Consider the following 21,422-nt stretch of genomic DNA (forward strand, 5'->3'; position numbering starts at 1 on the left):
AAAGAAGTGTATTTCCAAATGATAAGGCACTTTTAAAGTCCCTTTATCTTGCTACACTTCAAGCCACAAAAAAATGGAGCCAGCCACTTAAAAACTGGGGTAAGGTATATGGTGAATTTTCAATTATGTACGAGGAAAGATTCCAATTTTAAAAGCAGCAAAATATGGTAATAAATTACATCTTTATTAAAGATGTTCTTGACATGCTTAGAAAAATTTAATATATTGAAAACAGTTAAGGTCAGCTCAAATGAGCCGACCACATTTAAAATCTTATCATAGAAAGTTAATTTACAGACTTTTTTTCATACACTCATGAAAAAATATATCAATCCAAAATACTTTTACTTATTATTACCTTTCACAATTTTTTTTGTTGCTTTTTTTGTATCTTTAAATTATATTTTAAATAATAATTTAAAAAGTTTTGTATTATGTATTATGAAAACTTTTGTTTTCGTTACAGTTGTAAACATTTTTATTCCTTTAATATTAGAGATAATAACAGGATATTGGCTATTAGATACAGTTTATTTTTTAATATATTTCTATTTATTAAGTACAGTTTTTGGAATATATTTAATAAAAGAACAATCTACATGCTTTTCTCAATAATCTAGAAGAAGATTATTATAGAGATAACAATAAAACAAACGAAGCTAAAGTATAACTATGAATATAAAGTATTTTTTCAGTCCAATTTTTTATTCTTAGAAAAGGCAAATATATCAATTTTATTTTCAAAAATAAAAATTGAAATCTTATATCCTGATGGAAATCTTTATTATAGCTTAAAAACAAGAAACCCTTTTTAAATTCAGTGTTAATTTTCTATTAGAAAAAGACATTAATTTTTCTAAGGTTTATACTGGCACAGCAACCAGTGTAAGAATTGCTTTAGACTCTTTAAATTATAAATTTTCATTATTAAATTTTTTCTCTAATGATAGCAATTCCGATATGATATTTACATTCTGTACAGAAGAGATAACATTAAAACCATAAGAGATAATTAATAATATTCCTATTTTTACAGATGGAAGTGGAGAAGACATTTTTGTAACTGGAGACGGAAAATATAGAGCAATATTTTCAGGTCATAATTAAAGGAGTAGTTATTATGGGGTTAAGAAAAAATACACTAAACTCTTCCTATGTAAGTATTTCCATCTGCAACTCAAAATGGTTTTAATTTCTATGCTTTCATTGATAAAAATATAATTGGATTTCCCAATATAGATGGAACAGAACAAATTCATAAATTAGATTCTATATCAATACCCAATGTTACGGGTAGAGAAACTAAAATTTTAATAGATTAAAAAGGAGAAAATAAAATGACAACATCAAAATTAAAAATAACAGTACCATGCACATCATTAGAGAATGAATTACAAATATCAATACCATGTTCCTCATTAGGGGACGCATTACCTCAAGACGTGGTAAGCGGAAAAACATTTACTAATCTTAACGGAATAGGTAATATTGGTACATTTACACCTTCACTTTCTTTAGAAGACGCTACGAAAGACGCAACAGCAACAGCTACAGATATATTAGATGGGAAAACAGCTTATTCTAATGGTATAAAAATTAACGGTACTTTACAAATTAACCCTCAAACTGTAGTCAAATCAGCAATCAAAACTGTAGATGTGTCAATGTTCGGCGAAATTCATCTAAATCCTGATTTAGGTTGTATCTGTCAAAGTTTTAGATCATATGATGAGTTTGATCTATGGTACGGAACAGGCGAAGAGCCTGCATGTGATTATGGTAGTATTTTAGAACATTATATTCATTTTAATATTGTAGAACTATCTGTAAATAATATGACTATATATAATAACTATTTATATGTATCTAATGATTATTATAATGCTGCTTTCCTCACACATGATGAATATTATGTTTATTTATGGTTAGTAGGTACCGTACATTCAAATATTAACACTAGAATTACTTCCTTCACAATTGAAGGTCTTTACATATAGGAGAAAAGTGTGAATAATTTTAAAACAATACATACCTATATCACTCCAGAACCAACGGTCAGGGATAGAATTAATCCCAAAACCAATAGTGACTTATTCAAAACAGATTAAATATTAAATTAGTTCAAGGCAGCCTACAAGGGCTGTTTTTTAAGTAAGCGTCAAATCTAAGGGTACCTACCAATAAATAAAAATATATAGATAATAAAAGTAGCAAAAACTATAGCAATTGCTGTTACTTTTTGAGTAGATTGAAGTTAATTAGAGTTGATTAGAAAAATTCAATCAACTTCAACTAAATCTAATTAAGTTCAATGAAAATTTTTATTGAAAGGTTATTAATTATGAATTCAGGTAACTTAAAAAGTGTTAAAAAGCAGGTTCAATTACAAAATTGGGCAATGTAAATTAAAGAGCAACAAGAAAGTGGTATGAGTATAAGTGCTTGGTGTAGGCTAAATGGGATAAAGAAAAGTACATACTATAATAGATTAAATAAAGTTGTCTAGTTTACTGTCGACAATCCAGTTATTGAATTTTAAATATTTACTAATATATTAGCAAACTATCTAATATGAAAGATATAAATATGTATTACCAGCACATTAAAGTTGCTGGTTTTTAATTTAAAATGAAAATTTATTTTAGGAAAGTATTTAAATAATCAAGATTACAATTTACATTTATTTTCTTATATTTGATGCTGTCCAAGTTTCAAAAACTTATGAAAACCTTAAGAATTAAAGTTTTATAGTCATATTAATAATTTTTCTAATATGAAAGGATCATAGTTCTAATGTCATATGTTACTCCCAATAAATCATTAACAGAATATCTTATATAGAATTTTAATTATAAGATATTAATTAGGGGAATATTGCATTTTAATTATATAATCAAATTAAAAAATTCATTATATAAAGGAGGTGATTATTATAATTAGACTAGTTAGAATATTTATCTATAAAATTTTACTGCAAATTATTATATTATATAAACTACGTATTCAACAAGAATATACTTGAGAAAATATTTTTTATTTAGAACTATGAGATATAGGAGGTGTATTTAATGGCTGGTAAAACAATTACTGATTATAAAAGTATTATTACATCAAAGCTTATAGGGGATGAGTTATTACTTAAAGCATTAATCAATAACGAATCTGACTTTCATGTTAATAATATTAATATAGGACCAGAAGATACAGAAGATACATTATATACATATATTTATCCTTATAAAATAGCAGAAAATTTCTTTGTAGAAACAAATTCAGTTTTATCTATATTTTCTAATTTCTATTCAGATAATAGTAATAATTTCTATACAGGTTATATTCTTTTTAATGCCATATGCCCTAAAGATTTATTGAAAACAGATTATGGCATTAGATATGATTTTATAATTGATACAATTAAAACTATTTTTGACAATAAAAAAGATATGGGAATAGGTAAATGTGTAATAACTAATATTAATGATTTAGATATAACAAGCAGTAATTATTATGGTGCTTCATGTACTTTAAAGATTTCAAATAGCAAAGGTCAAAAATGATAGATAATTATCTTTTATTTAAAGGAAGGAGAAATGTATTATGTTTAAAAATTTATTCGCATTATCAAAGTCTATTTATACAGATAGTGATATTTTATCTTTTGAAAGTAAAGAAAATATCACTTTAGAGGCTGTTCAAACTGAAAATACTGCAAATTCATCTTCATTAAGTACTGTAACTATTGAAGAAATCAAAAATAAAATAAGTGATTTTAAAGTAAATGTTAGCCAAGATGGTAAAAATTTATATTATATAAAAACAGAAAAAATAGATAATATTACACCATCTGATGCTGCCTTAGATAAATACCTAGTTACAGGTGGAGGAAAACAAATTGTTTATAGAAATATAAATAATGAATTAAAGGTAAAATATCTTGAAGAGATAGGATCAGATGATGGACAAAATAATATCCTTTTACTTTCGACAGAACAAGGGTTAGATGTAAATGTTTCTTTAAAAGTTAATAATATGATGGATTTTGATAATTCTACCTTTATAGTAGAATATAACTCTGAAAATTTAATATTAAAAGATTTTAGTGCATTTACAAATCAAAACGAAATTACACATGGTTATATAAATGGTACTGATTTAGAATTAATTAGTTATACTCCAGGTACAATCATATTTAAGAAAAATAAGTTAATAGAAAGTGGGCAAATGTGGAGTGGCATAGTAAATATTATAAAGTTCACAGGAAAAAAAACTGATATTAGCCCTCTAAATATTTATTTATATCAACTAAGTAAATTAAACGATTACGATAATTTAACTATAAGTAAGATGGATACAAAAAAATTATCTGATTTAGATGGGGTAGTAGTCATATAAGGAAGGAGAATTTATGGCAAATAATAATATAACAGAAACACTACGTTTCAAATTTAATACAATCGCTCGTGATCAAAGTGATGTATTATTCGTAGATTGGCGTGATTTGGATCTAGGGACAAGAAATGATTCAAACATACAGAAGCTTGATACTGAGTTATATAAATTACTTAAGCATGGATTGTTTGTAGCTAATACAACTATGCCTGCTGCGAATAACTACAGAGTTGAAAACAGTGCTATAACAGAAATGTTTGATAAAATGGTTTTGCTCTTAATACCTAATAAAGATAACACTGATATAGCTACTTTACAAATTAATAATTTTCTATCTGTGCCAATTAAAGAAGTAACTAATAATACATATTCAGATATTGCTGTTGGAGAATTAAAAGCAAAGCAGCCTACATTAGTATATTATGATTTAACTTCTAATGTATTTGTATTGGCTAGCGCCTTAGTTCAAAGTGCCAGTACAACACAAGCTGGTATAGTTCAATTGAGTAATGATACAGACAGTACAGATGAAACTAAAGCAATTACACCAAAGGCTTTAAAAAGTGTGGCAGATAATAGAATAAATATTAATCAAAAAGGTATTGCAAATGGAGTTGCAAGTTTAGATTCAGATGGGAAACTCTCAAATACTCAAATACCTTCAAGTATTTTAGGCTCATTAAAATATATAAGCACATGGGATGCTAGTGGAGGCACAACCCCTGCTAACCCTAAAGAAGGTAATTATTGGATCATTTCCAATGCGGGAATTATTAATGATGTTACTTACAATATTAAGGATTGGCTTATTTATAATAATTCTGTTTGGAGTAAATTATATGGTCAAGACAATGGTGGTAATAAAATAAATGATTCAACACAAACAACATTAACTGGAATATTAAAAGGTGATGGAGAAACTATAAATTTAGCTACAAAAGATGATATAAAAGCACTTGGTATTAATGAAACCATATTTGAAGTTTCAACACTTGATGAACTTGTAAATGTTTTAGAAGATGGAACTGTTGGTATAAAAAATATTTATTGCACTGCTACTATTACTATTAACAGCAATATTTCAATTAATGCTTGTAAGCATAATAGATTTTTAACACCAGTTAATCTTAAAGTATTTGGTAATTACACAATAACTATAACTTCACCAGTAGATAGTAATGAAATTTTAACATTTTATGAAGATTTATTAATTGCAAGTGATATTTATACGACAAACAGAACTTTAAATATTAATTATCAAAATCTTTCACATGGTGTTATAAATGTAAAAAATTTATCAGTAACTTCTGTTGCACTTACTGTAGGTTCATCTGGCAGTGGAAGTGAAGCATTAAGTTATGAAGCTATTAATCTTTATGGTACGAATGCTTCTACAACAGGAACAAAACAAAGTAATTTGTTTACAACTACTGCTAATGCAAGTGCAAGTGCAAGTGGATTAATGAGTAGTGAAGATAAAGTTAAAATTGATAATCATGTTGAAAATGTATTTCTACATAAACAATCAATATCTTGTATACAAACAGGAAACTATGCCAACGCAGAAGGAGTAACAACTACAGCAAGTGGAGAATCTTCTCATGCAGAAGGAGAAAGTGCTATTGCAAGTGGTAATAATTCTCACGCAGAAGGAGAAAATACTAAAGCTAATGGACAGACTTCACACGCTGAAGGTTCTTATTCAGTAGCAAATGGAATAGCTTCTCATGCTGAAGGTATAGATACTATAGCAAGTGGTGATGGTTCTCATGCTGAAGGAGAAAAAAATGTTGCATCTACAAATAATTCACATGTTGAAGGTGAGTATAACTTAGGATGTCACGGAAGAACTTATGAAATTATCTCTCGTGACGATTCAACAAAAACTATAACACTTAATAAAGTAAATGGATTATATGTTAATGATTTATTAAATATAAAAAGATCAAATGCATATGCAATAGAAAACATTAAAATTACAGCAATAAATGGTTTAATTGTAACTTTGGAAACAACTGACTCTATAAGTTCAAGTTGGAGATATGCAATTAAACCATCAACAACACAATATCCAGTTCACTCAGAAGGTATAAATACTATAGCAAGTGGAGAATCTTCACATGCTGAAGGAAATTATACTATAGCAAGTGGAACGAATTCTCATGCTGAAGGAGATGGTGCTATAGCAAGTGGAAGTGATTCACATGCAGAAGGTACCTTTACTAAAGCAAGTGGAGAATCTTCACACGCTGAAGGAAATTATACTATAGCAAGTGGAATGAAATCTCATGCAGGAGGAAATGGTTCTACAGCAAGTGGTCATTTCTCTTATGCTATGGGAGATGGTGCTATGGCAAGTGGAGAATGTTCACATGCTGAAGGTCTTTTTGCAAAAGCAATAGGTGATAATTCTCATGCTGAAGCAAATCAAACAAAAGCAAATGGAATAGCTTCTCATGCGGAAGGAGCTTTTACAGAAGCAAATGGATATGCTTCACATGCTGAAGGTTTTGAAACCGTTGCAAGTGGACAAGATTCTCATGCTCAAAATACTTGGACCATTGCACAAGGTAAATCTCAAACCGTAATTGGCGAGTATAATATAGCACAAGGTGCAGCAACTTCAAAAGTAGATACAGATAATGCTTTTGTAATTGGTAATGGTAGTAGTGATACAGCAAGAAGTAATGCACTTACTTGTACTTGGGAAGGTGTATTAGATGTTGCTAAAGGTATAACAATAGGTGGTAATCCTTTAAAACCTGTTAAAACTTCAAGATTTGTAATAGGAACATCAACGGCAGGATGGACTTCTAATGATTGCGATTATTTATGTTATGGAGTAGACGACCAAGTAGAAATAAATAATGCAATTCAAGCTTTACCTGCAAATGGTGGTAAAATTGTGATTCTTGACGGAACATATAATATTTCTTCAAAAATTGCTATAAACAAACCAAATATAAATATTGAAGGCAATGGTGATTCAACTATCTTAAATAGAACAGGAAGTAGCACAGCTCCTTTAATAGATGTTTCAAGTAGTTGCGATTCTTTCCAATTAAAAAATGTATATATATATGGTAATGCTAATGATGGTGATAATATAGGCGATAAAGCAGAAATATTTGTAAGAGCTTACAAATGTGAAATAACTCATTGTAGTTTTTATAAATGTCATACCGGTATAATTTTTTATCAGGTCGAATCAATACTTGTAAGTAACTGTACATTTATAAATGGTAGGAACGACTTAAACTTAATTGAATGTGACAACACTCATATTATAAATAATAATTTTTCGGCAAGTAAAACAGGAATATATTTATCCGTTTGTAATAAAATTGTAATTGCATTTAATATATTTAATAATTATAGTAGTCAACATGAAATTGATGATGATGGAAACACACGAAATGAAATAATAAATAATATATCTGCAAAAATTAATTAGAAGTAAAAAGCATAGTAACTGTCTATATAAAGGAAAGTTTAAAATTACTCAAGATTATATAAGTATGTTGTAATAGTACAAAGTGGATTCTTACTATTTTTTGTTACATAGATTTTTCCAGCAGCCTGTAATAGTTCATAGGGGACTACATATTTATTGAGTTATCAATTTTTATCTAGTGCAGTAGATAAAATTCTTAAAATTCACATTAATAATATTATATTAGAATTAAATATTAATTTAGTCCAAAGCAGCCAATAAGGGCTGTTTTTTAGTAATATGATAAATATAAATTAGTGTTTAACAAACCTAAATCTTTGATTTTCAATTTTTAGTAGTGGCGTATACACATTATGCCACTACTTTTATTTATAAAAAAGAGGTGATTATATGGGAATACAAGTGAAAGATTATATAAAAAGAGTATATTGTTGGTTCTCTAAGCAATTTACCTTTACAAATATAATTGTAGTTGGCTTATTATATAAATCAACTGGCTGGATTGATCAATCTTATGCTCTTGCATGGGCTGGAAAAACTGAAATTGCTGAGTCATTATCAAAGATAGTTGTAACAGATATTATAGCTGTTTTTATAGTAGCTGGAACAAAAGCTTTATTTGAAAATTTAAGTAAAAATAACAATTGGCCGGATAAACCATCACTAGGGACAAAGCCCATTACTGAAAGAGACTGTTAGGAGGTAAATACATGAATTTTATACAATATGATAACTTTATAATTATATTAACTATTTTAATAGCTATAGTATGTTGTATTTTACTTTTAGAAAATAAATATAAATCTCAAGCAAGTAAAATATTATTATATTTAGTTACCTTAGCAGAGCAAAAATTTGGCAGCGGAACAGGAGATTTAAAATATTCAGCAGTATCATCATGGTTATATGAAAAACTGCCTAATACAGCAAAATTACTTTTGAGTGCTTCTGTTATTAATAATTTAATTGAAACAGCAGTTTTAGAAATGAAAGTATATTTAGAAAGCAATACAAAAGCTAAAGCAATTGTTGAATCTACAGAACAAATTAAGGAGGCGTAGTGGTGAATTTAACAACAAATTTAACTACAATTAATTATTCTTCCGGACGTAGCAGAAACAATATTAAGTATTTAGTATTTCATTACACGGCCAATAATGGAGATACAGCAGCAGGAAATGCGAATTATTTTAAGTCAACATATCGCAGTGCTTCAGCACATTATTTTGTAGATAAAAATAATGTTGTACAGGTGGTAAATGATTCAGATACAGCCTGGCATTGTGGCGATAACCAGAAGTATACAAATGGCGGTGCTTCAATGAAAAATATTGTGACTAATTACAATAGTATTGGTATTGAAATGTGTTCAGATAAAGTAAATGGGCAATATGTAATTACAGAGTCTACACAAGCTAATGCCATAGAATTAGGTAAAATATTAATGAATAAGTATGGTATACCTATCAGTAATGTGTTCAGGCATTACGATATAACAGGCAAAATATGCCCTGAGCCTTTTGTTGCAGATGAAAGTCAATGGATAAATTTTAAAGAACGTCTAAAGGAGGATGAAATGACTCAAGATAAATTTAATGAAATGATGAATAACTATTTAGATGAATTAGCTTCACAACAGCCTTCTAGTTGGAGTAAAGAGCAGAGAATCTGGGCTGAAAATAATGGATTAATTACTGGTGATGAAAACGGTTGGAAACATTACAGAAGTTTCGTGACAAGAGAACAAGCGGCAATATTATTTAAAAGATTATATGATCTAATAAAATAATATAATCAAAGGATAAAATATAATGGGAATATTAGAAAATATTGCTACTTTCGCAGGATATATATCAGGCATTTTTGGATGTATATTAATATTTATAAAACCTTTTAGAAAATGGTTTTTAGAATTTATAAGGCATAAAATAAAGGAAACTGAACAAGAAAAAATGATTTTAGAAATACATAATTCATTAGTAGAACATATCAAACAAGATGAAAAGACTCGTAAAGAATTAAAGATTATAAATGAATTACAAAATCAAGCTTTACTAGGCATATTAAGGAATAATATAACAAAAGTATATTATAAATATTTAGAATCAGATAGTATTCCAATCTATGAACGTGAGAATTTAATAAAACAACACAATATATATAGTAATATTGGTGGTAATAGTTATATTGATACTATTTGCAAAGAGATGTTAAAAAAAGCAGCAAAGCAATAAAAACTCAATGTGTAAACTACCTCTTTTTATTAAATATTTTAGACCTAGAAACTAATGAAATCGTTGAAATTTCAATAAAAAACTATATTTTTTGCTTTTTTATATTCAAAATGCTAAAAAACGTTGAAATTTCAATATAATTTAATAATTATTACCCCCTTCCCCATCATTTTAAGTACTTATTTGCTAAAATTTTAGACCTAAAATTAAAAATTTATTATTTTATATTATTTATAAACTTTTATCTTTATTTAAACAAACTATAACTTTTTACATATATAATCTGATGCTCTATTTTAATTTTCTTAAAAGACAATTTTATTTGGAGTTACTTTTGATACAGTCCCATCTTTATAATAGATTAAAATATCATTATCATCTACTTCAATGAACCTTACAAATAATTTTAATTTACCCATTGTAAAGTCTTTATCTAAAATATTACAATGTTGTGATATTATGTTTACAAGAAATTCTTCTTTCACTATTTGTGAATTGCATTTTGACTTTCCGTAATTTTTGCGAGTCTGACAGATATATTCGTATTGGTTATTATTATTTTTAAAATTATAATTCTTACCACAGCAAGAACATTTAATCATACCTTTAAAATAATTCATTTACTCCCCCATAAATAAAAGATGATATACATTAATATATCATCTTTTATTTATACTGTAAAATATATTTATAATTTAAAAATATATCTTACGCTTACTTATAAAGAATCTTACATGATTTACTTTTTAATCACTTTGAACAGCTGCAATCTATATTGCCGGCAATAATGTCTTGCCAGTCGCCTAACACATCATGTGTCCAGCAATCATCTGCTCCTGCTGCTTCTCTCATTGTAAGTGCAAATATATATGAAAGTTCCTCTACTGTGGCTCCTGCTTCTAATGCTCCTTTAAAATGCTTTAACACGCATGGTTTTGATCTTCCTTTTATTGAAAGTGCAAAACATATAAATTGATAAGTTTTTTCATCAATCTTTCTTTTTTCTTCATACAATTTATCTATTTCATCTAGTTTTTGAGTAAATTCCGGAAAAAATTCTTCTAACATCCTCATAACTGACTCCTTATTATTTATTCAATAATTGTATTAACTCTTTCTCTGATGGTACTTTTCCTACAATGGCAGGTTTACCATCCACAACAACTGCAGGTGTTAACATAACTCCATATTTTGCAATTTCTTTTATGTCTGTTACTTTTTCAACATTGCCATCTATAGACAGATCGCTTATTACCTTTTTCACCAATTCTTCTGTCTGTTGGCATTTTTTACATCCACTTCCTAAAACCTTAATATCCATCTTTCTACTCCTCCTAAGCTTTAAGTTTAATTAAAATATAACTTTATAAAATAAAATATTTACATGGTCGAAAGTAAGTTTTATTATGCAATAAATATTTTTGATATAATTTCCCTCTTTACAAGCTTTTCCTTAACAGTCTCTCTCTCAAAGATTCAACTTTTTCCATAATTTCCATTATCACTTCAGTAAAAACTTCATCACTTTGTCCTGTTGGATCATCTAGTCCCCAGTCTTCTGAGTAACTGCAAGGAATTGCAGGACAACTGACATTACATCCCATTGTTATTACAATATCAGGATTAGGAATATCTTCTATCTTTTTAGAATATTGGAATTTATTCATATCAATGTTAAATAATTTTTTCATCATCCTTACTGCATCTTGATTTATCTCAGATTTAATTTCTGTTCCTGCTGAAAATGCTAAAATAACATCTTTTGCATACTCCCTTGCCAAAGCTTCTGCTATTTGTGATCTGCATGAATTATGCACACAAATAAATGCAACTTTATATTTATTCAAATGTATTCTCTCCTATCTTAAAATTCTATACTAATAAAATACCCAAATAATTAAATGAAAAACCTATAATTAGTATTCCTATGGAAACAATGCATACAAATATAACAAGCAGTTTCATTTTTACAACTTGCTTTAAAAGAATTAAAGAAGGAAGGGATAATGCTGTTACTGCCATCATAAAGGATAATACGGTTCCAAGACCAACACCCTTCATCACCAATGCTTCTGCTATAGGAAGGGTTCCAAAAATATCTGCATACATTGGTATCCCCACAAAGACTGCTAACGGTACAGCATACCATTTATCTTGCCCCAAAATCATCTCTATTATATCTTGAGGTATCCAATTATGAATAATTGCTCCAATTCCTACTCCAATGAAAATATAAAGCCATACTCTTTTTACAATATCTTTTACTTGGTTTTTGCTGAAATCTCTTCTCTCTTTCTTCGTTAGAGTTTCTTCTTCACTTTCAATTTGTCCTGCCCCGTAAACAAAAGATTCCACATATTTTTCTAAGGAAAGTTTTGTTATAATCGTTCCTCCTATAACTGCTAATATAATTCCAACGACAACATATGCAATGGCAATCTTCCAATTGAAAATACTAGCCAAAAGCAGCACCGATGCCAAATCCACCAATGGAGATGAAATCAAAAACGAAAATGTAACCCCAATTGGAAGTCCTGCACCTGTGAATCCAATAAAAAGTGGAATACTGGAACACGAACAAAATGGTGTAACCGTTCCTAAAAGAGCCCCTACTATATTTCCCTTGATTCCTTTCATACTTCCTAATATTTTTCTTGCACGCTCCGGTGGGAAATAACTTTGAATATAGGATATTCCATATATTAAAACCATAAGCAAAATAAAAATTTTAATAGAATCATAAATGAAGAAATGAATACTTCCTCCAAGCCTCTCAGAAGTAGACAATCCAAATACATCTTCTACCAAAATTTTTACTAAATCTTTTAACCATTCCATCACTAATATTTGAGAATTGAACCACCCAAAAATATTTTCTATCATCTGCATTTTATTAACTCCTTTATATATGTTATATAGATGATTTTCTATATAATAACACTCATATAGATGAATGTCAATATATCTATTAAAATAAAAATTTAATTTTCTTATTTTTATAAAAATGAACTATATATTTTTCCTAATAGGGTTCTAATTTCTATTTTTTAACCTAATTAATAATAAAACTATACAGATTGTTACCTCAATTAAGCTATGTCTACTTATATATCTACGAATCTATTATTATAATCTCCATAAATTTATGTTTACTACTATTAAAGTTTAATAATTTACTATCTTATCAGTGTATTTTTTAATATTTCGTCAATATCATGCATACATACTTAAATACTAAAAAACTGTCTCTATATATTTTACCTATACAGAAACAGTCTTATAATGGGTTTTTAACTCATATTGAATTATATCCGGTTATATTTAAGTTAAATATGCCAGTTATTAAGAACTATTGTTAATGAATGATTCAGTCACATTCAAACAAATAAAGCTCCTAATATTTCTCATATTACTATTTAGTAGTAATACTGAAATCATTTATAATTCATAAAGGCAAATTCAAACAATGAAAAAAATTTAACAGCAAATTAGTTAATTTTTATTGTATTCTTATGTAATTTTATATAAAATATAGCTATATATGTAATTTATGTATAAAAATTATGGCAACTTGTGCACGTATATGGCAACTTGTGCAAAAAGTGTTTAAAAATTCAATTAATTCTGTTATTATATATGTAAAATAAATAGAAAATTTTACAAGGTGAGAATATGGGAAAAATATCGGATACAATTACAGAAAAAATTAAAAAAGAAACTAATCTAAGTCATATAGATACTTTAAAGGTAAACTATGCTTTAGAAGCTATATTTAATGAATTAATAAAAATGATAATCTTATTCATATTTTATTATTTTTTAGGACAAGCCAAGTTATATATATTTTGTCTCCTTATTCTTCTTCCTGTACGTGTTAATTCCGGTGGCTTACATATGAAGACAAACATAACTTGTTTCATTTTCAGCTTTATGTTTTTTTTATTAGCCATAGTATTATTGCCTAAACTGAAAATTTCCTTAATGACATATATAGTACTGCTCGTTTTATCTGTAGTAATAATTTGGATTTTTTCTCCAATAGCAACGAGAAAACGTCCTATTGTATCAAAAGAAAAATACAAAAGGTGTAAAATGCTTGCTATATTAGGCAGCACAGTAATAGCCATCTTCTTATTATTACTGATAAAACATTCAACTTACTTTCAATGCGGAGTATGGGTTTTCGCTTTACAGGCACTCCAGCTTATGGTTGCCTATATAAAACAAAAAAAAGAAAGGGGTCTTTCATATGAAAAAATTTAAATTTACTCATTTTATATTTTGTTCTCTGGCACTGATGCTTACAGCAGCTGCTGATATGATAACTACTACTGCTACTTTCCACATGTGGTATGAGCCGGAATGCCCAGAGGAATTATGGAAATAGCACGGTGAAGATAATCATATTATCCTGCCTGCATATATCCAAATTACCATTATACTTACCAATTATAGTTTTTATATTAGAAAGCCCATACCCTCTTTGATTTCCCTTTGTGGAATACCCCAACTTGCTGAGTTTTACAATAGAGGAATCTTCAAAATTTTCAGGTATAGTGTTTATCACTTCTATAATGCCTTTATTCATTTTCAAAAAAACTTTTCTTTCATTAGTATCAAGACCAGCCACTGCTTCAAAAGCATTATTTATTAAATTCACAATAAGTTCCACTAAATCATAAGGGGATACCGGGTAATCGGGAAAAGGTTTTTCAATCATAGTTTCAAAATCAATCTGTTCTTTTTCTGCTTGTGTCTTTTTGCGATATAGCATTGCCGCTATCATACTGTCATCACAAATAATAGCATTATTCTCTTTCTGTTTTTTCTCATCTAGTATTCTTTCACCGTATTCTAAAATAGACTTGGATAAATTTTCTCCCTTTTTTATCTGAGCAAAACCCATCATTACATTTATCTGATTTGCAAATTCATGCTGCCTACTGGAAAGTCTCTGCATCATCTCTTCTAAATATTCGCCATATTCCTGATATGCACTTATTTTTTCTTCTTGCTTTTTTCTGACACAGATACTAATTAGTAATATTACATTGGATACATAAATTATTATTACAAGAAAAAAAAGATTCCATTGCTGACCCCAGAACACTTCATCCAAATCATCCCATAGGTGAAGTAAAATAAATATAGAAAAGAATACATTCAAAGAGATCCATACGATAATTTCTCTGTATTTTAAATAAAATTTTTGTACCTTTTTCGATATTATTTCATTTTTCCCAGCAAAATAAAATATAGCAGAATATAAGAATAGCATAAAAAACAATAAATAATAATTACCTAAAATATTACCATAAAAGTGTCCGATTATAATAGTAGCTATAAACTCCACAAATATATTTATACTACATGAATTTATAATATCTAATAACAAAATATTAATTTTCCTTTTTGTCAAAAAAGATAATAATACTATATCCATGATCACAGAAAACATAAATTGAAATGGCATATGGATTCTGTCTGCTATTGTTGTCGCTAAAGCAGCAACAATAACATAAATCGCGATCTTATAATATGGCATAGAATTTTCTTTATCTAACAGTCTGCGAATAAAATATAATGTAAAACTTTCAATTGCACTGGCACAAAAACAAATATAAATTGGCATATTTTTTACCCCCTACATATGATACGACTTGCAATCATTGAACAAGTTGCATATTAATCCTAATAATAAGTATAAACTAAAATTCCATTATTTTTAAATATTGACTGCGAAATTCATCATAATAAGTTTCACTAATAGGACAATAACAATTTAGATTTCGGCTAAAATATGCATGCCATAATCTTCTGCCCATATTTTTTATTATGGAAATATTATTTACATTCACAGCATATGATTTATGACAACGCAAAAAAGCATCACTATTTACATCTTTTATAAAAGTTTCCATATTGGCTTTTAAATCTGTGAAAATAGTATGCTTTGTATGTAATGTTAATCTTCTTCCTTTGGTTTCTGCATATAATATATCATTAAAAATTATAAAACAAGTTTCCTCTTTTGTTTCAACTAAGACCATCTTATCTTTTATAGGAGCATTAGTACTTTTTCTTATATTTCTGCCAAAATTTTTGCTTTTTTGAAAACTTAATTCCATAAGTAAAGGTTCGATCCTGTTTTTAAAGGTCTCTAAAGTATACGGTTTGTCTATATAATCGTAATGATGATATTTTCTATGAATATCTATTTGATTAACACTGCATCCTGTTACAAACACAATATATGATAATATGTATTGTGGATTTTTTCTGATTTTTTCCGCCAGTTGAAAACCATTAATGCCCGGAAGCTCCACATCAATAAAAAATATATCTATTTTATGTTGATTCATTAAATAAAGTGCACCTTCTGCATTATATGCTTTAAGTATAACACAATTTTCCAATATGTTCTTAATTATATGACAGCAGTAATTTATCTCCTCCGAATTATCTTCAATAATTAAAATATTTAACAATTTTTTCCCTCTATTTCTATAACGCACACATAATTATAATTAACCCTATAAAATAGGATGCAGATTATGACAAAATGTTTCAAAAATATAAAAAAAATGCTTAATATTTTAAAAAAGCATTTTCCAAAATCAATCTTTTTATTTATTTTTATACTTAGTATAATCTTTTCTTCTGTTGTCGATCATATAATTCTCTGATTTTTATTAAGCCTCTGCTACAGTTAGTCCTTACCGTGTTATAATTTATATTTAAAATTTCACCTATCTCTTTTAAACTCAATTCATCTAAGTAATGCATTTTTATGATTCTTCTATATTTTTCATCTAATAACTCCAATATTCTTAAAACCATCTTATTTTGTTCTAATTCTTCTAGTACGTTTATTATATTAACTTCAATATCCTCTACATCGTCTATAAGTAATTCACGATTCTCTTTATATTCTCTCTTTAATCTATGCTTTCTGTAATACATGGCAACTTCTCTTCTTGCTATGGTAAAGAGCCATCCCTTGGCTTTTTTAGGATCTTTAAGCTGCTGCATTTTTTCCCAAGCTTTTTCCATTGTATCTTGTGTCAAATCCTCAGCTAAATGATTATCATATACAATGGAATAAATAAATCGATAAATTGATTCATGATATTTAGCTATATTTTCAATAAAAAAACTCTCATCATACTGTACGTCCATATGCTTCCCCATATCTTTATTTCAAATATAAGACATAATTACTGCTCAAGTTTTTTAATATTACTCAATTTCCCCAAACAAACTGAATGTCTTTCCTTCTTTAACTCTTACATTTATTATTTTACCTACCATATCTTTATTTCCTTGAAAATTAACAATCTTAGAAGATTCTGTCCTTCCTGTAAATGTTTTATTGTTAGTCTTACTTGATCCCTCAACAAGAACTTTTTCCAATTTACCCTCATAGGCTTTATTCTTTTCTAAAGTTATACCGTTTAATAAATCAACCAAACGATTAAACCTATCATGTTTGACATGTTCAGGAACCTGATCTTTAAAAGATTCTGCCGGTGTACCTTTTCTTATGGAATAGAGGAATGTAAAAGCCGAATCATATCGCACTTTTCCTACTAAGTCCAAAGTTTCATTAAAGTCTTCTTCGGTTTCACCTGGAAAACCTACTATGATATCTGTTGTGATGGCTATTTCAGGTACTGTCTTTTTTAGTTTTTTAACTAAAAGCAAATAATCATCTTTTGTATATTTTCGATTCATTCTCTTTAAAATATTACCGCTTCCTGACTGTACAGGCAGATGAATATGATTACAAAGTTTATCACAGTCTCCGTATGCCTGAATTAGTTTGTCAGATAAGTCCTTTGGATGAGAAGTCATAAAACGTATACGTTCTATACCTTCTATATCATTTATCTTATATATTAAATCTGCGAAATCCGTTTTAATATGGTTTCCAGAATCATCAATCGTTGTTCCCTGATAGGAGTTAACATTTTGTCCAAGCAGCATAACTTCTTTTACTCCATCTGCTGCCAGATTTCTTACTTCCTTCAGAATTTCTTCCATATTTCTGCTTTTTTCTCTTCCTCTTGTATAAGGAACAATGCAATAAGTACAAAAATTATTACATCCTGTCATAACATCAACCAATGCTTTAAAAGGATAAAGCCGCTTAGACGGCAACCCCTCTATAATTTCACATCCGTCTTCCCATACATCTATTATTTTTTTTCTTTCACTTAAAATATTCGTAAGCAACTTAGGAAACTCATGTATATTATGTGTACCAAATACCAAATCAACCCAAGGATATTTTGATTTCACAGTATCAACTATATGTTGCTGCTGCATCATACATCCGCAGACTGCAACAACCATATTTGTATTATTTTCTTTAGATTTTTTTAACTGTCCAAGCATTCCAAAAAAACGCTTGTCCGCATTTTCTCTTACGCTGCAAGTATTAATAATTGCAATATCTATATCTTTATCATTTTTGCCTTTATTCTCTGCATAGCCCATCTTTTCCAACATTCCTGCTAAGATCTCTGAATCGTGTTCGTTCATTTGGCACCCTAATGTAACTATAGAATAGAATTTTTCACGATTGTCTTCCATATATATATAAATCCTCATTTCTATTTGTTCTACTGTTTTAATATATATGAAATTTTCATTACTTTCAAGGCTTCTAAAGGAATTTGTTGCATACTGTTAAGAAATTATGTATTATGTATACAATTTTACCATATATAAATAATTTTAAAAACAGTAAATTTATTAATTATTTAAACTCTTCATATAAAATGCAGAGTCGTGGCATTTCAACCTCATATAATTAAAGATTAATGCATAAAATCTCAAATTTTATTATAAAAACTCTTTAAATTTAAGATAAAGAAAATGACTTTCTACGATAAATCCAATGTATCATAGAAAGCCATTTTGCTTAAATAATTATTTGTAAATTGAACATCACTTGCTGATTTAATGAGTTGCTTATCTTTTGAAAGTTGTTCATTTGATAAATTTTCATTTATAGTAGTTTCACTTGCAAACACTATATTTATAGAACCCAGAACCATTAAAAGCATTAATATTAAACTAATTGTTTTTCTCATAATTTTTAACCCTTTCTTTCTTTTTAGTTATTTATCAATAGCGTTTTGAAGATTATCTTCTATAGACCCCCTTTCACAAAATATTCCATGCGCATGGTTTATAAAATTATTAAAAGTTATAATAGTTAATAATATTAAATAATAAGATAATATCTTTTCATCAGAAAAAAGAAAAATTAAATTAGATAATATAAAATTAGAGTAACCTTCTTTACTTATACCAGTTAAAGATAAGATTATTAATATTATCCAAATTAAAGGAATTACAGATACACCAATTAAGCCTAAAATTTTCCCATGTTTAAACGAATTTTTTATTTTATTATTCAACATAATTATAACTACAAAAAAAATACCTGCTAAAATACTTGATAATATAAACATTAAAATACTTTCTTTAAAATTAAATATTCCCATTTGTTCATCTTTAAATTTTATTTGAATAAATAATAATACTTCTCCTAATAAAAAAGCTACTACTACGTATAATATAAAATTAAATATATTTTTTTTCATAGAAAATTCTCTCTTTCTTTAAACTTACATTATAAATGATTTATAACAAAATTCACTTTATTAAACTTGATGCTAACCAATTTACTCTCAAGTTCTTCTTATGCAAAATTTGCATATTTCTAAAAATCTTTTTATTCATAATAATTACTCCTTTCTATTTTTTTATAAAATAAAACCTCTTTTGTTTCTATATATTAATAACCGAAACAGAAGAGGTTTTGTGACATTATTTTAAAAATTATATATAATTTTTAAAATAATATATAATTTATTTATTGACCAAAATTAAATAAAGATTTAAACTGTAATATAATTATAAATTTAAAATATACGGAGGTTTTTCATGAATACAGAACAAATAACTCACTACCTCGCATTAAATCATAAAGAAAGTATTTTAAAAGCAAAAGAAAATTTAAAAGGTGTTATCAAACCTACACCTCTTATTTTAAGTGATTTTTTCAGTAAGGAATATAACTGTAATGTTTACATTAAACCTGAAAATTTTCAAGTAACAGGTTCTTTTAAAATCAGAGGTGCATATAATAAAATTTCAAATCTGACAGAAGAAGAATCAAAAAATGGTATTATTGCTTCTTCTGCGGGAAATCATGCTCAGGGGGTAGCTTTTTCAGCTCAGCAAAGAGATATAAAAGCCACAATTGTTATGCCAAATGTAACCCCATTATTAAAAGTTAACGCTACAAAAGCTTATGGAGCAGATGTATTAATCTACGGTGATGTTTATGATGAGGCTTATGGCAAAGCAATGCAGCTTGCAGAAGAAAATAATTATACCTTTGTTCACCCTTTTGACGACTATGATGTTCTATGCGGTCAAGGAACAATAGGCCTTGAGATTCTTGAAGAACTTGATAATGTAGATGAAATTCTTGTACCAATCGGCGGTGGCGGTTTAATCAGCGGTATTGCAGCAGCGGTAAAAGCTATAAGACCTAAAGTTAAAGTTATAGGCGTAGTTCCTGTTGGTGCCATGTCTATGAAAATATCCATAGACGAAGGTAAAATAACAAGACTAGATGATGTAAAAACCAGTGCGGAAGGTGTAGCTGTAAAACAACCGGGAAATTTAACCTTTGAATTTGTAAAAGAATATGTAGACGAAATAATCACAGTTACAGAAAAAGATATTATGGAAAATGTTCTTCTTCTTTTGGAAAAGCATAAAATGATAGCAGAAACAGCAGGAGTTGTTCCTCTTGCAGCACTTAAAAAAAGAGCAAAGCCTGATAAAAATATAGTTTGTCTTGTCAGCGGCGGTAATATTGATGTTGTAACTATATCCTCAATAATAAATGAAGGTTTGACAAGCCGAGGCAGAATTATGTGCTTTGGAGTAGAACTTCCTGATAAACCAGGGCAGTTAGTTAAAGTAGCTAAACTGCTTGCTGAAAACGGCGCTAATGTAATAGAGCTTGAACATAATCAATTTAAAGCTATTGACAGATATTCCAATAAGGTTGTTTTAGAAGTAACAGTTGAAACAAATGGTCACGATCATATTAAACAAATATTTGAATCCCTTGAAGATAACGGTTTCACAATACACCGCGTATATTAATTGATAAAATAGGGATTAAAAATTTAAAATATTTCAAAACAAATAATAACCTGTAGAATCTATTAACTATAAAAGTACAAGCGTATTGCTTAGATTTCCTTTTATGATACATTACTATAAAATAAGTCTTTTGTTAATCAATGGTAAAA

Annotated in this window: 23 protein-coding genes and 1 pseudogene; 13 read left to right on the forward strand and 11 right to left on the reverse strand. The window is 28.0% G+C overall.

Annotated features, from left to right (window positions below):
• From K292_RS19625 to K292_RS0106985, 10 genes and pseudogenes are all read left to right on the forward strand, one after another.
• Positions 1 to 152 (forward strand): annotated as a pseudogene (locus K292_RS19625) (IS256 family transposase); the annotation flags it as partial.
• A 1,185-nt stretch (positions 153 to 1,337) separates the two neighbouring features.
• Positions 1,338 to 1,997: a hypothetical protein gene (locus K292_RS0106950; RefSeq protein ID WP_027399231.1), complete on the forward strand. Its 660-nt coding sequence runs from the start codon at positions 1,338 to 1,340 to the stop codon at positions 1,995 to 1,997.
• Positions 1,998 to 2,404: 407 nt separating this feature from the next.
• A complete protein-coding gene (gene tnpA / locus K292_RS19545; protein WP_408605247.1) occupies positions 2,405 to 2,506 on the forward strand; it encodes an IS66 family insertion sequence element accessory protein TnpA in 102 nt (33 codons plus the stop codon).
• A gap of 562 nt (positions 2,507 to 3,068) precedes the next feature.
• The gene (locus tag K292_RS0106955; RefSeq protein WP_027399232.1) at positions 3,069 to 3,557 is read left to right on the forward strand and encodes a hypothetical protein; all 489 of its coding nucleotides are present in this window, start codon (positions 3,069 to 3,071) and stop codon (positions 3,555 to 3,557) included.
• A gap of 40 nt (positions 3,558 to 3,597) precedes the next feature.
• Complete coding sequence (locus tag K292_RS0106960) at positions 3,598 to 4,392, forward strand: hypothetical protein (RefSeq protein ID WP_027399233.1); 795 nt, start codon at positions 3,598 to 3,600, stop codon at positions 4,390 to 4,392.
• A gap of 13 nt (positions 4,393 to 4,405) precedes the next feature.
• Positions 4,406 to 7,843: a tail fiber protein gene (locus K292_RS17815; protein WP_051280466.1), complete on the forward strand. Its 3,438-nt coding sequence runs from the start codon at positions 4,406 to 4,408 to the stop codon at positions 7,841 to 7,843.
• A 390-nt stretch (positions 7,844 to 8,233) separates the two neighbouring features.
• A complete protein-coding gene (locus K292_RS0106970; protein ID WP_027399234.1) occupies positions 8,234 to 8,542 on the forward strand; it encodes a hypothetical protein in 309 nt (102 codons plus the stop codon).
• Between the two features lie 11 nt (positions 8,543 to 8,553).
• Positions 8,554 to 8,904 carry a hypothetical protein gene (locus tag K292_RS0106975; protein WP_027399235.1) on the forward strand — a complete coding sequence of 117 codons (351 nt, stop codon included), beginning with the start codon at positions 8,554 to 8,556 and terminating at the stop codon, positions 8,902 to 8,904.
• 2 nt (positions 8,905 to 8,906) lie between these two features.
• Entirely contained in the window at positions 8,907 to 9,632 is a 726-nt protein-coding gene (locus tag K292_RS16325; RefSeq protein WP_051280468.1) for a peptidoglycan recognition protein family protein, read from the forward strand.
• A 22-nt stretch (positions 9,633 to 9,654) separates the two neighbouring features.
• Positions 9,655 to 10,077 carry a hypothetical protein gene (locus K292_RS0106985; RefSeq protein WP_027399236.1) on the forward strand — a complete coding sequence of 141 codons (423 nt, stop codon included), beginning with the start codon at positions 9,655 to 9,657 and terminating at the stop codon, positions 10,075 to 10,077.
• Positions 10,078 to 10,382: 305 nt separating this feature from the next.
• On the opposite strand, the gene K292_RS0106990 is transcribed toward K292_RS0106985, so the two are convergent.
• The 5 genes from K292_RS0106990 to K292_RS0107010 form a co-directional block, all read right to left on the reverse strand.
• A complete protein-coding gene (locus K292_RS0106990; protein ID WP_027399237.1) occupies positions 10,383 to 10,697 on the reverse strand; it encodes a zinc ribbon domain-containing protein in 315 nt (104 codons plus the stop codon).
• Positions 10,698 to 10,827: 130 nt separating this feature from the next.
• Positions 10,828 to 11,151, reverse strand: coding sequence for a carboxymuconolactone decarboxylase family protein (locus K292_RS0106995; RefSeq protein WP_027399238.1), 324 nt, complete (start codon positions 11,149 to 11,151; stop codon positions 10,828 to 10,830).
• A 13-nt stretch (positions 11,152 to 11,164) separates the two neighbouring features.
• A complete protein-coding gene (locus K292_RS0107000) occupies positions 11,165 to 11,398 on the reverse strand; it encodes a thioredoxin family protein (RefSeq protein ID WP_027399239.1) in 234 nt (77 codons plus the stop codon).
• A 118-nt stretch (positions 11,399 to 11,516) separates the two neighbouring features.
• Positions 11,517 to 11,924 (reverse strand): arsenate reductase ArsC, encoded by a 408-nt coding sequence (locus K292_RS0107005; RefSeq protein WP_027399240.1) that lies wholly within the window; start codon positions 11,922 to 11,924, stop codon positions 11,517 to 11,519.
• 25 nt (positions 11,925 to 11,949) lie between these two features.
• Positions 11,950 to 12,966, reverse strand: coding sequence for a permease (locus tag K292_RS0107010; RefSeq protein WP_245570838.1), 1,017 nt, complete (start codon positions 12,964 to 12,966; stop codon positions 11,950 to 11,952).
• Positions 12,967 to 13,749: 783 nt separating this feature from the next.
• On the opposite strand from K292_RS0107010, the gene K292_RS16330 reads away from it, so the two are divergent.
• Positions 13,750 to 14,340, forward strand: a complete 591-nt coding sequence (locus K292_RS16330) for an accessory gene regulator ArgB-like protein (RefSeq protein WP_051280470.1) — start codon at positions 13,750 to 13,752, stop codon at positions 14,338 to 14,340.
• Positions 14,327 to 14,464, forward strand: coding sequence for an AgrD family cyclic lactone autoinducer peptide (locus tag K292_RS18240; protein WP_084145925.1), 138 nt, complete (start codon positions 14,327 to 14,329; stop codon positions 14,462 to 14,464). Before K292_RS16330 ends, K292_RS18240 begins: the two co-directional genes overlap by 14 nt.
• Here K292_RS18240 and K292_RS0107025 read toward each other — a convergent pair.
• From K292_RS0107025 to K292_RS0107050, 6 genes are all read right to left on the reverse strand, one after another.
• Positions 14,453 to 15,709, reverse strand: a complete 1,257-nt coding sequence (locus tag K292_RS0107025; protein ID WP_027399242.1) for a sensor histidine kinase — start codon at positions 15,707 to 15,709, stop codon at positions 14,453 to 14,455. The genes K292_RS18240 and K292_RS0107025 overlap by 12 nt on opposite strands.
• A gap of 76 nt (positions 15,710 to 15,785) precedes the next feature.
• On the reverse strand, positions 15,786 to 16,565 hold the full coding sequence (locus tag K292_RS0107030) for a LytR/AlgR family response regulator transcription factor (protein ID WP_027399243.1): 780 nt from the start codon (positions 16,563 to 16,565) through the stop codon (positions 15,786 to 15,788).
• A 154-nt stretch (positions 16,566 to 16,719) separates the two neighbouring features.
• Positions 16,720 to 17,256: an RNA polymerase sigma factor gene (locus K292_RS0107035; protein ID WP_027399244.1), complete on the reverse strand. Its 537-nt coding sequence runs from the start codon at positions 17,254 to 17,256 to the stop codon at positions 16,720 to 16,722.
• A gap of 60 nt (positions 17,257 to 17,316) precedes the next feature.
• The gene (gene miaB / locus K292_RS0107040; RefSeq protein WP_027399245.1) at positions 17,317 to 18,672 is read right to left on the reverse strand and encodes a tRNA (N6-isopentenyl adenosine(37)-C2)-methylthiotransferase MiaB; all 1,356 of its coding nucleotides are present in this window, start codon (positions 18,670 to 18,672) and stop codon (positions 17,317 to 17,319) included.
• Between the two features lie 293 nt (positions 18,673 to 18,965).
• Positions 18,966 to 19,175, reverse strand: a complete 210-nt coding sequence (locus K292_RS0107045) for a hypothetical protein (protein ID WP_027399246.1) — start codon at positions 19,173 to 19,175, stop codon at positions 18,966 to 18,968.
• 27 nt (positions 19,176 to 19,202) lie between these two features.
• A complete protein-coding gene (locus K292_RS0107050) occupies positions 19,203 to 19,691 on the reverse strand; it encodes a hypothetical protein (RefSeq protein ID WP_027399247.1) in 489 nt (162 codons plus the stop codon).
• Positions 19,692 to 20,034: 343 nt separating this feature from the next.
• Between K292_RS0107050 and ilvA the strand changes: the two genes are divergently transcribed.
• Positions 20,035 to 21,273 (forward strand): threonine ammonia-lyase, encoded by a 1,239-nt coding sequence (gene ilvA / locus K292_RS0107055; RefSeq protein WP_027399248.1) that lies wholly within the window; start codon positions 20,035 to 20,037, stop codon positions 21,271 to 21,273.
• Positions 21,274 to 21,422: the final 149 nt, after the last annotated feature.

Origin of the sequence: Anaerovorax odorimutans DSM 5092 (assembly GCF_000426305.1) — a bacterium.
Taxonomy (GTDB): Bacteria; Bacillota; Clostridia; order Peptostreptococcales; family Anaerovoracaceae; genus Anaerovorax; species Anaerovorax odorimutans.

What these genes read in the sequence shown, in the direction of transcription:
- K292_RS0106950 (WP_027399231.1), top strand. Translation starts at nt 1,338, where the DNA reads ATGACAACATCAAAATTAAAAATAACAGTACCATGCACATCATTAGAG.
- K292_RS0106955 (WP_027399232.1), top strand. Translation starts at nt 3,069, where the DNA reads ATGGCTGGTAAAACAATTACTGATTATAAAAGTATTATTACATCAAAG.
- K292_RS0106960 (WP_027399233.1), top strand. Translation starts at nt 3,598, where the DNA reads ATGTTTAAAAATTTATTCGCATTATCAAAGTCTATTTATACAGATAGT.
- K292_RS17815 (WP_051280466.1), top strand. Translation starts at nt 4,406, where the DNA reads ATGGCAAATAATAATATAACAGAAACACTACGTTTCAAATTTAATACA.
- K292_RS0106970 (WP_027399234.1), top strand. Translation starts at nt 8,234, where the DNA reads ATGGGAATACAAGTGAAAGATTATATAAAAAGAGTATATTGTTGGTTC.
- K292_RS0106975 (WP_027399235.1), top strand. Translation starts at nt 8,554, where the DNA reads ATGAATTTTATACAATATGATAACTTTATAATTATATTAACTATTTTA.
- K292_RS0106985 (WP_027399236.1), top strand. Translation starts at nt 9,655, where the DNA reads ATGGGAATATTAGAAAATATTGCTACTTTCGCAGGATATATATCAGGC.
- K292_RS0106990 (WP_027399237.1), bottom strand. Translation starts at nt 10,697, where the DNA reads ATGAATTATTTTAAAGGTATGATTAAATGTTCTTGCTGTGGTAAGAAT.
- K292_RS0106995 (WP_027399238.1), bottom strand. Translation starts at nt 11,151, where the DNA reads ATGAGGATGTTAGAAGAATTTTTTCCGGAATTTACTCAAAAACTAGAT.
- K292_RS0107000 (WP_027399239.1), bottom strand. Translation starts at nt 11,398, where the DNA reads ATGGATATTAAGGTTTTAGGAAGTGGATGTAAAAAATGCCAACAGACA.
- K292_RS0107010 (WP_245570838.1), bottom strand. Translation starts at nt 12,966, where the DNA reads ATGCAGATGATAGAAAATATTTTTGGGTGGTTCAATTCTCAAATATTA.
- K292_RS16330 (WP_051280470.1), top strand. Translation starts at nt 13,750, where the DNA reads ATGGGAAAAATATCGGATACAATTACAGAAAAAATTAAAAAAGAAACT.
- K292_RS18240 (WP_084145925.1), top strand. Translation starts at nt 14,327, where the DNA reads ATGAAAAAATTTAAATTTACTCATTTTATATTTTGTTCTCTGGCACTG.
- K292_RS0107025 (WP_027399242.1), bottom strand. Translation starts at nt 15,709, where the DNA reads ATGCCAATTTATATTTGTTTTTGTGCCAGTGCAATTGAAAGTTTTACA.
- K292_RS0107035 (WP_027399244.1), bottom strand. Translation starts at nt 17,256, where the DNA reads ATGGACGTACAGTATGATGAGAGTTTTTTTATTGAAAATATAGCTAAA.
- miaB (WP_027399245.1), bottom strand. Translation starts at nt 18,672, where the DNA reads ATGGAAGACAATCGTGAAAAATTCTATTCTATAGTTACATTAGGGTGC.
- K292_RS0107045 (WP_027399246.1), bottom strand. Translation starts at nt 19,175, where the DNA reads ATGAGAAAAACAATTAGTTTAATATTAATGCTTTTAATGGTTCTGGGT.
- K292_RS0107050 (WP_027399247.1), bottom strand. Translation starts at nt 19,691, where the DNA reads ATGAAAAAAAATATATTTAATTTTATATTATACGTAGTAGTAGCTTTT.
- ilvA (WP_027399248.1), top strand. Translation starts at nt 20,035, where the DNA reads ATGAATACAGAACAAATAACTCACTACCTCGCATTAAATCATAAAGAA.